The organism is Lentzea sp., assembly GCF_035525475.1.
Lineage (GTDB): Bacteria > Actinomycetota > Actinomycetes > Mycobacteriales > Pseudonocardiaceae > Lentzea.
On the sequence record NZ_DATLEC010000025.1, the window covers coordinates 26,714 to 38,284 of the forward strand.

An 11,571-nucleotide genomic window follows, 5' to 3' on the forward strand; every position below is an offset into this window, starting at 1 on the left:
GGCGGACAGGTGGCCATGGTCGGTTGAGTGAGTTTGCATGACCGTGCATAATCATGCGTATGACAGTGAGGATCGCGGTCGCGGGCGCCAGCGGGTACGCGGGTGGCGAGCTGCTCCGCCTGCTACTGGGACATCCGGACGTCGAGATCGGCGCGCTCACGGCGAACAGCAGCGCCGGCGACATGCTGCTCAAGCACCAGCCGCACCTCCTGCCGCTCGCGGACCGCCGCCTACAAGACACCACAGCGGAGACCCTCCAGGGGCACGACGTGGTGTTCCTCGCACTTCCCCACGGTCACTCGGCCGCGATCGCCGAGCAGCTCGGCGACGACGTGGTCGTGGTCGACTGCGGCGCCGACCACCGCCTGACCAGCGCCGATGATTGGACGCGGTGGTACGGGAGCGCGCACGCGGGCTCGTGGCCGTACGGGTTGCCCGAGCTTCCCAACGGGCGGGACGCGCTCGTCGGCGCCCGCCGGATCGCCGTCCCCGGCTGCTACCCGACGGTCTCCTCCCTGGCGCTCGCGCCGGCCGTGGACCTCATCGAGGACGACGTCGTCATCGTCGCCGTGTCGGGCACGTCGGGCGCGGGCAAGTCGCTCAAGCCGAACCTGCTCGGGTCCGAGGTCATGGGCTCGGCCAGCGCGTACGGCGTCGGCGGCGCCCACCGGCACACGCCCGAGATCACCCAGAACCTGTCCGCGGCGGCGGGCCGTCCGATCAGGGTCAGCTTCACGCCGGTGCTCGCGCCGATGTCCCGTGGCATCCTCGCCACCTGCTCCGCGCAGCTCAAGACAGTCACCTCACAAGATGGCGCAAACGTTCGCGAGGCCTACGAGAAGGCGTACGCGGACGAGCCGTTCGTGCACGTGCTGCCAGAAGGGTTCTGGCCGACGACGAACGCCGTGCTGGGGTCGAACGCCGTCCAGATGCAGGTGACCGTCGACGAGGACCTGGGCAGGCTCGTGGTCGTGGCCGCCGTCGACAACCTGGCCAAGGGCACCGCGGGTGCCGCCGTCCAGTGCATGAACCTCGCTCTCGGCCTGCCGGAAACGTCCGGCCTCTCGACCGTTGGAGTCGCTCCGTGAACCGCAACAAGGGCGTCACCGGACCCCAGGGCTTCCGTGCCTCCGGGATCGCCGCCGGGATCAAGGAATCCGGCGCGCTGGACCTCGCGCTCGTCGTCAACGACGGGCCATCCGACTCCGCCGCGGGTGTGTTCACCACGAACAAGGTGAAGGCCGCGCCGGTGTTGTGGTCGCAGCAGGTGATCGCGTCCCGACGCCTCACCGCGGTCGTGCTCAACTCCGGCGGCGCCAACGCGTGCACCGGCCCCGAGGGCTTCCAGGACACGCACGCCACCGCCGAGAAGGTCGCCGAGGTGCTCGGCACCGGCGCCGTCGACGTCGCGGTGTGCTCCACCGGCCTGATCGGCGAGCGCCTGCCGATGGACAAGGTGCTCACCGGCGTCGAGAAGGCCGCGAAGGAGCTGGACTCGTCCGTCGAGGCCGGTCTCGACGCCGCCACCGGCGTGATGACCACGGACAGCCGCCCCAAGCAGTCGTGGAAGGCCTCCGAGCAGGGCTGGTCCGTCGGCGGGTTCGTGAAGGGCGCGGGCATGCTCGCCCCGAACATGGCCACGATGCTGTCGGTGATCACCACCGACGCCAGGATCAGCGGCGAGCAGCTCGACAAGGCGTTGCGCCAGGCCACGTCCAGGACGTTCGACCGCCTCGACGTCGACGGCGGCACGTCCACCAACGACACCGTGCTGGTCCTGGCCTCCGGCGCCTCCGGCGTCGAGCCGTCGTTCGAAGACTTCACCGCGCTGCTCACCGAGGTCGCGCACGACCTGGTCAAGCAGCTGCAGGGCGACGCGGAGGGCGTGACCAAGGAGATCAGCATCATCGTCAGGCAGGCCGCCACCGAGGCCGAGGCCGTCCACATCGGACGGACGGTCGCCGAGGACAACCTCGTCAAGACCGCGTTGTTCGGCAGCGACCCGAACTGGGGCCGCATCGCGATGGCGCTCGGCCGCGCGGACGCCGAGATCGACCCGGACGTGCTGCAGATCCTGATCAACGGCGTGTCGTTGTACCGCAACGGGACCCGCGACCGCGACCGTTCCGAGGCGGACCTCTCCGGCCGTGACATCGAGATCGTCATCGACCTCAACGTCGGCGACGCCGAAGCCACCGTGCTCACCACGGACCTGTCCCACGGCTACGTCGAAGAGAACAGCGCCTACTCCTCATGAACGCACAAGAGAAAGCGGCGGTCCTCGTCGAAGCGCTGCCGTGGCTGGAGCGTTTCCGCGGCGCGCTCGTGGTCGTCAAGTACGGCGGCAACGCCATGGTCGACGACGAGCTGAAGAAGGCGTTCGCCGAGGACATGGTGTTCCTGCGGCTGTGCGGCCTGCGCCCGGTCGTCGTCCACGGCGGCGGCCCGCAGATCAAGTCGATGCTCGACAGGCTCGGCATCCACAGCGAGTTCCGCGGCGGTCTGCGCGTCACCACGCCCGAGGCCATGGAGGTCGTGCGGATGGTCCTGGTCGGCCAGGTCGGGCGCGAGCTCGTCGGCCTGATCAACCAGCACGGTCCTTACGCCGTCGGGATCTCCGGCGAGGACGCGCACCTGTTCACGGCCACGCGCCGCGGCGCTCTGGTGGACGGCGAAGAGGTCGACATCGGTCTCGTCGGCGACATCACCGAGGTCAACCCGGACGCGGTGCTCGACATCGTCCGCGCGGGCCGCATCCCGGTCGTGTCGTCGGTCGCGCCGAACATCCACGGCGTGCCGCACAACGTGAACGCGGACACGGCGGCGGGCGCTCTCGCGGTCGCTCTCGGCGCGGAGAAGCTCGTCGTGCTGACGGACGTCGAAGGTTTGTACGCGAACTGGCCGGACAGGTCGTCGCTGCTGAACCAGATCCGGGCCTCCGAGCTGGAGAAGATCCTGCCGGACCTGGAGAGCGGCATGGTGCCGAAGATGGAGGCCTGCCTGCGCGCGGTGCGCGGCGGCGTCCCGCAGGCGCACGTGATCGACGGCAGGCTGGCCCACTCGGTGTTGCTGGAAATCTTCACCACTGAAGGTGTCGGAACGATGGTTCTGGGGGACAAGTGACCACGCGGTGGCAAGAGTCCATGATGGACAACTACGGCACGCCTTCGCTGCAGCTCGAACGAGGCGAGGGCGCGCACGTCTGGGACGCGGACGGCAACCGCTACGTCGACCTGCTGACGGGCCTCGCGGTCAACGCGCTCGGCCACGCGCACCCGGCGATCGTCGAGGCGGTGTCCACGCAGATCGCGAAGCTCGGCCACACCGGCAACCTGTACGTCAACGAGCCCGCGCTCAAGCTCGCCGAACGCCTGCTGGACATCGCCGGCGAGCCCGGCAAGGTCTTCTTCTGCAACTCCGGCGCCGAGGCCAACGAGGCGGCGCTCAAGATGTCGCGCCTCACCGGCCGCACCAAGGTCGTCTCCACGATCGGCGGGTTCCACGGCCGCACGATGGGCGCGCTGACGCTGACCGGCCAGGAGCCGAAGCGCGCGCCGTTCGAGCCGCTCGTGCCCGGCGTCTCGCACATCCCGTTCGGCGACGTCCAGGCGCTCGAGGCCGCGATCGACGACGACACCGCGGCGTTCATAGTCGAGCCGATCCAGGGCGAGCAGGGCGTGGTCGTTCCTCCCGCCGGCTACCTGCAGGAGGTCCGCCGGATCACCGCCGAGCACGGCGCGCTGTTCATCCTCGACGAGGTGCAGACCGGCATCGGGCGCCTCGGCACGTGGTTCGCGTTCCAGCAGGCCGGGATCGTGCCGGACGTCATCACCCTCGCCAAGGGCATCGGCGGTGGCCTGCCACTGGGCGCGACCATCGGTTTCGGCGCGGCCGCGGAGCTGTTCAAGCCCGGCCACCACGGCACGACGTACGGCGGCAACCCGGTGTGCTGCGCCGCCGGGCTCGCGGTGCTGGACACGATCGCCTCGGAAGGCCTGCTGGAGCACGCCTCGTCCGTGGGCAAGGAGATCGCCGCGGGCGTGGAGGCGTTGCACCACCCCGCGATCTCCGGAGTCCGGGGAGCCGGTCTCCTGCTCGGCATCACGCTGCGAGAGGCGGTCTCGGCGAAGGCCGCGGCGGCCGCGCAGAAGGCCGGTTACCTGATCAACCCGATCCAGCCCGACGTGCTGCGGCTCGCTCCGCCCCTGGTGCTGGAGGAGTCCGATGCGCAGGCCTTCGTCGCCGCGCTCCCCACCTTCTTCGAGGAGACGCCGTGAGCCCGAGGCACTTCCTGCGCGACGACAGCCTGACCACCGACGAGCAGTCCGCCGTCCTAGACCTCGCGGACGCCTACAAGGCGGACCGGTTCACCGCGAAGCCACTGGCGGGCCCCAAGTCCGTCGCCGTGATCTTCGAGAAGAACTCGACGCGCACGCGCCTGTCGTTCGAGGTCGGCATCGCGCAGCTCGGCGGCAACCCGGTGATCATCGACGGCCGGTCGATGCAGCTGGGCCGCGAGGAGACCATCGAGGACACCTCGCGGATCCTGTCCGGGTACGTCGACGCGGTGGTGTGGCGGACGTTCGCGCAGGCCCGCATCGACGCGATGGCCTCCGTCTCGCGGATTCCCGTCGTCAACGCGCTGACCGACGAGTTCCACCCGTGCCAGGTGCTCGCGGACCTGCAGACGATCCGCCGCCGTTACGGCAAGCTGGCCGGTCTGACGCTGACGTACCTGGGCGACGGCGCCAACAACATGGCGCACTCGCTGCTGCTGGGCGGTGCCACGGCCGGCATGCACGTCCGCATCGGCGCGCCGGCGTCGTTCGTGCCGAACCCGCAGTTCCTCGAGGACGCCAAGAAGCGCGCCGCCGAGACCGGTGGCTCGGTCGCGCTGATCACCGACCCGCGCGAGTCGGTCGACGGCTCCGACGTGCTCGTCACCGACACGTGGACCTCGATGGGCCAGGAGAACGACGGCAAGGACCGCGTCGGCCCGTTCCGCCCGTACCAGGTGAACGCGGACCTGCTGGCCGCCACCGGCAAGCCCGACTCGACGGTCCTGCACTGCCTGCCCGCGCACCGCGGCTGGGAGATCACCGACGACGTGCTCGACGGCCCGCAGTCGCTCGTGTGGCAGGAGGCAGAGAACCGCCTGCACGCGCAGAAAGCGCTGCTCGTGTGGTTGCTGGAGCAGTCGTCATGACCCGCACCGCACGTCAGGGCCGCATCGTCGAGATGGTCAGCCAGCTCGTCATCCGCAGCCAGTCCGAGCTCGCGAAGCTCCTCGCCGCGGAAGGCATCGAGGTCACCCAGGCCACGTTGTCGCGCGACCTGGACGAGCTCGGCGCGGTCAAGCTGCGGGGCCCCGACGGCGGAGCGCCGATCTACGTGATCCCCGAGGACGGCAGTCCGGTGCGCGGCGTCCAGGGCGGCACGACGCGGCTCGCGCGCGTGCTCGGCGAGCTGCTGGTGTCCACGGACTCCTCGGCGAACCTCGCCGTCCTGCGCACCCCGCCCGGCGCGGCGCAGTTCCTGGCCTCGGCGCTCGACCGGGCGGCGTTGCACGAGGTCGTCGGCACGATCGCGGGTGACGACACGATCCTGGTCGTGGCCCGCGAACCCATGACGGGTTCCGAACTCGCCGAGCGGATCGCCGCGCTGGCCACGGGTTCGGTCGATGAATGAGCCCGTGCACGCCGTCCTGACGTTCGACGCGGGTGTGCCGGTGGCGGTGGACGGCGAGACCGTCTCCGTCGCCGAGGCCGTCCGCGAGCTCAACTTCCGCGGGGGCGTGATCAGGTCCAGCCTGGGTTCGGTCGCGGTCAGGGTCGCGCGGATGGCCTTGCCGTCGGGGTCCGGTGAGGTCGACGTCGCGCTGTACGAGGGGCGCGTCGTCGGGCTCGTGGCCCGTTCGGAAGAATCGCTCTACGACTTCGCCAGCTGAGTGTTGGCCAGATGAAAGTTGCGCAGCAATGAGTTCTTTGTGGGGTGGCCGGTTCGAGTCGGGACCGGCCGAGGCGATGGCGCGCCTGTCGCTGTCGACGCACTTCGACTGGCGGCTGGCGCCGTACGACATCGCGGGTTCGCGCGCGCACGCCCGTGTGCTGCACGCGGCGGGTCTGCTGACGGACGACGAGCTGGCCGGCATGCAGAAGGCGTTGGACGAGCTGCTCGCCGACGTCGAGTCCGGCGCCTTCACCCCGGTGCTGGAGGACGAGGACGTCCACACCGCCCTGGAGCGCGGCCTGATCGACCGCGCCGGAACCGAGCTGGGCGGCAAGCTGCGCGCGGGCCGTTCCCGCAACGACCAGGTGGCGACGCTCTTCCGCATGTGGCTGCGCGACGCGGCCCGCCGGGTCGCCGCCGGCGTGCTGGACGTGGTGGACGCGCTGGCCGCGCAGTCGGAGACGCACTTCGGCGCCGTGATGCCGGGCCGCACGCACCTGCAGTCGGCGCAGCCCGTGTTGTTGTCGCACCACCTCCTGGCCCACGCGCACGCGTTGCTGCGTGACGTCGACCGCCTGCACGACTGGGACAAGCGCGCCGCGTTCTCCCCGTACGGCTCGGGCGCGCTGGCCGGGTCCTCGCTGGGTCTCGACCCGGCGAAGGTGGCCGCGGACCTGGGCTTCTACGCACCCGTCGAGAACTCCATCGACGGCACGGCGTCGCGCGACTTCGCCGCCGAGATCGCGTTCGTGCTGGCGATGATCAGCGTGAACCTCTCGCGCGTCGCGGAGGAGGTCATCATCTGGACGACCGCCGAGTTCCGCTTCGCCGTGCTCGACGACGCGTGGTCCACCGGCAGCTCGATCATGCCGCAGAAGAAGAACCCGGACGTCGCGGAGCTCGCTCGCGGCAAGTCGGGCCGCCTGATCGGCAACCTGGCCGGGCTCCTGGCGACGTTGAAGGCCCAGCCGCTGGCCTACAACCGCGACCTGCAGGAGGACAAGGAACCGCTGTTCGACTCGGTCGAGCAGCTGGAGCTCCTGCTGCCCGCCTTCGCCGGCATGGTCGCGACCCTCCGGTTCGACGTGGACCGCATGGCCTCGCTGGCCCCCGCCGGCTTCACGCTCGCCACGGACATCGCGGAATGGCTTGTGCGCCAAGGCGTCCCGTTCCGCGTGGCGCACGAGGCCGCCGGTGCGTGCGTTCGCGCGGCGGAGTCCCGCGGGGTCGGCCTGGAAGACCTGACCGACGACGAGTTCCGCGCCATCTCACCCTCGCTGACCCCCGAGGTGCGTTCGGTGCTGACGGTCGAGGGCTCGATCGCGTCGCGCGACGCCCACGGCGGCACGGCGCCCGACCGCGTCCGCGAACAGCTGGACGCGTTGCTGGCCAAGGCATCGGCGGCCCGTGACTTCTAGGCTGTTCACCCAGGAGGAGCTGGCGGTCGACCCGGTCGACGCGTCCCGGCTCCTCCTGGGCTCCTTCCTGGAAGCCGGTGGCGTGCGCGTGCGCATCGTCGAGGTGGAGGCGTACCGCGGCGGCGACGACCCGGCGTCCCACTGCTACCGCGGCAAGACGCCGCGCAACGAGGTGATGTTCGGCCCGGCCGGCCACCTGTACGTCTACTTCGTCTACGGCATGCACTTCTGCGCGAACGTCGTGTCCCTGACCGATGGCGTCCCCGGCGCCGTGTTGCTGCGTGCGGGGGAAGTGGTGTCCGGCGAGGACGTCGCGTTCTCCCGGCGTCCGGCCGCGCGCTCCGCCGCCGAACTGGCCAAGGGACCCGCACGGTTGTGCAAGGTCCTCGGGCTGGACCGTTCGCAGAACGGCGTGGACCTGACGTCCGCCGACTCGCCGGTGCGGTTGTACGCGGGCGAGCCGGTGACCGAGGTGCACTCCGGTCCACGCGTGGGTGTCGCCGTGGCGATGGACGTGCCGTGGCGGTTCTGGATCGACTCCCCGTCCGTCTCGACCTACAAACGAGGCGGAAAACGGCGCACCGAGGTGTGATCCCCAGGTCGACGCGAGGTGGTCAGGGGACGGGTCGCGTCAGCCTGACAGCGTGCCGACCGCGGCCACGAACTCCCTCTCCAGGTCAGGGTCGACCTCGAACACCAGCGGCACGTTGACGTTGATCTGCTCACCCGCCGTGAGCCGTTCGACCAGCGTGTCGGCGACTTCGCGGAGGTCCTGCGCGACCTTGTGCATGGCCTGCAGCTGCTGGTCGGCGAAACGGGCCTGGATGCGAGCGGCGACCCGTGCGTGCGCATCGGCGTAACTGGTGCCGTAGATCGTGCGCGCCCATTCGAGGATCTCGTCGTACGTCCGCACGAACAGCCGGCCCAGGTGGATGATCCGGTCCGGGTCGCCCGCGCCGAACGCCGCTTCCTGGGCGTTCGGGGTGAAGATCGTGTCGACCGCGACCGCGATGATCTCGCCGAGCAGCACGTTGCGGTCGCGGATGGCGTCGAGGCCCGCGCCGTGTTCGACGTGCCCGTTGCGTGGTGCGTACCTGAGGAAGTGCTCCCAGTACTTGCTGTCCAACGCGCGCATGCCCTGCCACACGACGCTGACGTAGAGCAGGTACTGCCAGCCCTTCGGGCGCTCCGCGGTGAGCGCCTGGACGGCCTGCGCGGTGATCGGTGTCTGCGGCGTGAACTCCGACCGGTGCTGGGCGAGCTTCTGCACCACGGCCTGCGCGATGGTGTCGGTGTCGTGCCGCCGCAGGTCCAGGTAGCCGATGGTGCCCGAGAGCCCCGGCACCTCGGTGTCGTCGATCTTGATCGGCAGGACGTACTCGCCCTGCTGCTCCAGCGCGCGTGCCTGAGCGGCACGGCGCTGGAGCCTGGCCCACTTGTGCGCGACGTAGTGGCGCGAGGCGAACAGGAGCACGAACCGCACGCGTTCGCCGAAGGTCTCCGACAGGTGTTCGACCAGGTCCAGGCCCCACATCTCCACGACGCGGTCCTCGTCGTAGTAGACGTTGACGCCGAGCTCCTTGAGCCGTTGCACGATCGGCTCGACCAGGGCGCGGTCCTGGTCGGCGAATGACGGGGCGACGTCGAAGTCGTACTCGGTCACCCCGTCATTGTCGCCGCTACGGCCGCACGGTCCTGCGGTACCACGCCCTGCGGTGGTCGACGGGCAGCGCGAGCCGGGTGATCAGGCTCGTCAGCAGCGCTCCGATGACCAGCCACAGCACCGCGGCCAGACCCTCGTTGAGCAGCGTCGCGACCTTGGCGTTCTCGGGCGTGAACAGGCCGTCCAGACCCAGGGTGATCCCGTCCGCCCAGCCGGAGACGAACTGGAAGAACCCGTTGGTCGTGTTCGCTTCCGCGATCACCAGGAAGATGTGCACGAACAGCACGATGGCGAACATCCAGCACAGGACGTCGATGACAGCGCAGACGGCACGCACCGTCCGCACCCTGCGGTAGTCGTCGCGTTCGACCACCTCCTCGACGACCTGCTCGTTCACCCGGCGAGGCATCGGCTCGTTCACGTGGGCCATGGGCTCGTTGACGCGGGGCATGCGTTCGGTGGGCCGGCGTAACTCGGCATCGCGAGGGTCTGTCATGACCTCGGGCGTACCCGTCCGCGCACCGGGTCGAAACCCGTTGGACCAGGTAGGCGACAATGAGTGCCGTGAGCGAGCACATCCTTGACGAACTCTCCTGGCGCGGCCTGATCGCGACGTCCACCGACCTCGACGCACTCCGGAAGGACCTGGACGCCGGCCCGCTCACGCTCTATTGCGGATTCGACCCGACGGCGCCGTCGCTGCACGCCGGCAACCTGGTCCCGCTGCTGATGCTCAAGCGCTTCCAGATGGCGGGCCACCGGCCGATCGTGCTGGCGGGCGGTGCCACGGGCATGATCGGCGACCCGCGCGACACCGGTGAGCGCACGCTCAACTCGCTGGACACCGTCGCCGAGTGGGCAGGCCGGATCCGCGGCCAGCTGGAGCGGTTCGTCGACTTCGACTCGTCGCCCACGGGCGCGGTCGTCGAGAACAACCTCAACTGGACCGGCCAGGTCACGGCGCTCGAGTTCCTGCGCGACGTCGGCAAGCACTTCTCGATCAACGTCATGCTGTCGCGCGAGACGGTGAAGCGCCGCCTCGAGGGCGACGGCATGTCGTACACCGAGTTCAGCTACCTGCTGCTGCAGTCCAACGACTACCTGGAGCTGCACCGCAAGTACGGCACCGCGTTGCAGATCGGCGGCTCGGACCAGTGGGGCAACATCGTCGGCGGGGTGGACCTGATCCGCCGCGTCGAGGGCAGGCACGTGCACGCCCTGACCGCGCCGCTGGTCACCGACGCCGAGGGGCGGAAGTTCGGCAAGTCCACCGGCGGCGGCAACGTGTGGCTCGACCCGGAGATGACCTCGCCGTACGCCTGGTACCAGTACTTCGTGAACGTCGGTGACGCCGACGTGATGCGCTACCTGCGCCTGTTCACGTTCCTCACCCGCGAGGAGCTGGAGGAGCTGGAGAAGGAGACGGCGGAGAAGCCGCACCTGCGGTCCGCGCAGAAGCGCCTCGCGCAGGAGTTCACGGACCTGGTGCACGGCGAGCGCGCGACAGAGCAGGTCATCCTCGCCTCCGGTGCGCTGTTCGGCCGGGGCGAGCTGCGCGACCTGGACGCGTCGGTGCTGGAGGCCGCGCTGGCCGAGGCGCCCGCGGGGCAGGCGCGGCTGGCGGACGAGCCGACGATCGTCGACCTGCTGATCGCGTCCGGGCTGGCCGAGAGCAGGGGCGCCGCCCGGCGGACGGTGAACGAGGGCGGTGCCTACGTGAACAACGCGAAGGTGACCTCCGAGGAGTGGAAGCCGGCCGCGTCCGACCTCCTCCACGGCAAGTGGCTGGTGCTCCGCAGGGGCAAGCGCAACAACGCTGGCATTCGCGTGGAGCCCTGACCTGCACTTACTGGTCTCTGAAGGCCGCCGGTCCGTATTGGGACCGGCGGCCTTCGACGTTTCTGGTGTGATCGCGGTCACAGTGTGCGGGGGATAGGGCCTGCGATAGCGTGTTCCTGGGTCCTGTACGGGGCCGCTGACCTGCGGTTTCATTGCCGCAGGAGGCTGCGGTGCCTCGATTTGACCCTGAGTTGGCGTGCGTGTAACTTTCTCTCTGTCAGCGCGGAACGGGCCGGGAACACCGGAACGGAGCGCGGCGGGGGTCACGAACCAAGCTTCCACCGACTGTGGTAGAGTGGGTGACCTCGAAACGATGAAGACCCAGCCGGTAGCTCGTCTGAGCTCAGAGGCCAAGGGCGTCGAAGTTTCAACACAAGCTTATGTACGACACAGCCTCGGATCGGGTCGCCATGCGGCGGGTCGTGATGATGAGCGCGTGTTCTTTGAGAACTCAACAGCGTGCCGAAAAACAGCCAGTAATATGAATACTCCTCGTCAGGAGTATTCCTTTGAGTAGATAGACAGATTGCCAGACATATTCCGTCTGGAGCGATCACAACGATCCTTATTGGAGAGTTTGATCCTGGCTCAGGACGAACGCTGGCGGCGTGCTTAACACATGCAAGTCGAGCGGTAAGGCCCTTCGGGGTACACGAGCGGCGAACGGGTGAGTAACACGTGGGTAACCTGCCCTGTACTCTG

General features: G+C 69.3%; 12 protein-coding genes and 1 rRNA gene. 11 read left to right on the forward strand and 2 right to left on the reverse strand.

The features are described 5' to 3' along the window. The first annotated feature begins 59 nt into the window (after positions 1–59). The 9 genes from argC to VM306_RS03230 are packed head-to-tail and all read left to right on the forward strand — an operon-like array spanning position 60 to position 7,959. Entirely contained in the window at positions 60–1,088 is a 1,029-nt protein-coding gene (argC, locus tag VM306_RS03190) for an N-acetyl-gamma-glutamyl-phosphate reductase (protein WP_325510683.1), read from the forward strand. Continuing rightward, entirely contained in the window at positions 1,085–2,257 is a 1,173-nt protein-coding gene (gene argJ, locus VM306_RS03195) for a bifunctional glutamate N-acetyltransferase/amino-acid acetyltransferase ArgJ (RefSeq protein WP_325510684.1), read from the forward strand. The genes argC and argJ overlap by 4 nt, the downstream gene beginning before the upstream one ends. Continuing rightward, the gene (argB, locus tag VM306_RS03200) at positions 2,254–3,123 is read left to right on the forward strand and encodes an acetylglutamate kinase (RefSeq protein ID WP_325510685.1); all 870 of its coding nucleotides are present in this window, start codon (positions 2,254–2,256) and stop codon (positions 3,121–3,123) included. Before argJ ends, argB begins: the two co-directional genes overlap by 4 nt. A 20-nt stretch (positions 3,124–3,143) precedes the next feature. Then, positions 3,144–4,277, forward strand: coding sequence for an acetylornithine transaminase (locus VM306_RS03205; RefSeq protein ID WP_325510686.1), 1,134 nt, complete (start codon positions 3,144–3,146; stop codon positions 4,275–4,277). Then, positions 4,274–5,206, forward strand: coding sequence for an ornithine carbamoyltransferase (argF, locus tag VM306_RS03210; RefSeq protein ID WP_325510687.1), 933 nt, complete (start codon positions 4,274–4,276; stop codon positions 5,204–5,206). Before VM306_RS03205 ends, argF begins: the two co-directional genes overlap by 4 nt. After that, positions 5,203–5,688, forward strand: a complete 486-nt coding sequence (locus VM306_RS03215; RefSeq protein WP_325510688.1) for an arginine repressor — start codon at positions 5,203–5,205, stop codon at positions 5,686–5,688. The genes argF and VM306_RS03215 overlap by 4 nt, the downstream gene beginning before the upstream one ends. Beyond that, entirely contained in the window at positions 5,681–5,947 is a 267-nt protein-coding gene (locus tag VM306_RS41295) for an argininosuccinate synthase (RefSeq protein ID WP_414672323.1), read from the forward strand. Before VM306_RS03215 ends, VM306_RS41295 begins: the two co-directional genes overlap by 8 nt. A gap of 28 nt (positions 5,948–5,975) precedes the next feature. After that, positions 5,976–7,367 carry an argininosuccinate lyase gene (argH, locus tag VM306_RS03225; protein WP_325510689.1) on the forward strand — a complete coding sequence of 464 codons (1,392 nt, stop codon included), beginning with the start codon at positions 5,976–5,978 and terminating at the stop codon, positions 7,365–7,367. Next, positions 7,357–7,959 (forward strand): DNA-3-methyladenine glycosylase, encoded by a 603-nt coding sequence (locus VM306_RS03230; RefSeq protein WP_325510690.1) that lies wholly within the window; start codon positions 7,357–7,359, stop codon positions 7,957–7,959. The genes argH and VM306_RS03230 overlap by 11 nt, the downstream gene beginning before the upstream one ends. 39 nt (positions 7,960–7,998) lie before the next feature. Here VM306_RS03230 and VM306_RS03235 read toward each other — a convergent pair whose 3' ends face one another. Both VM306_RS03235 and VM306_RS03240 read right to left on the reverse strand, forming a co-directional pair. Next, entirely contained in the window at positions 7,999–9,030 is a 1,032-nt protein-coding gene (locus tag VM306_RS03235; RefSeq protein ID WP_325510691.1) for a toll/interleukin-1 receptor domain-containing protein, read from the reverse strand. 16 nt (positions 9,031–9,046) lie between these two features. Next, complete coding sequence (locus tag VM306_RS03240) at positions 9,047–9,526, reverse strand: hypothetical protein (protein WP_325510692.1); 480 nt, start codon at positions 9,524–9,526, stop codon at positions 9,047–9,049. 68 nt (positions 9,527–9,594) lie between these two features. Between VM306_RS03240 and tyrS the strand changes: the two genes are divergently transcribed. Together tyrS and VM306_RS03250 are read left to right on the forward strand one after the other, a co-directional pair. Beyond that, positions 9,595–10,869 (forward strand): tyrosine--tRNA ligase, encoded by a 1,275-nt coding sequence (gene tyrS, locus VM306_RS03245; RefSeq protein WP_325510693.1) that lies wholly within the window; start codon positions 9,595–9,597, stop codon positions 10,867–10,869. A 565-nt stretch (positions 10,870–11,434) separates the two neighbouring features. Continuing rightward, a 16S ribosomal RNA gene (locus VM306_RS03250) occupies positions 11,435–11,571 on the forward strand; the annotation flags it as partial.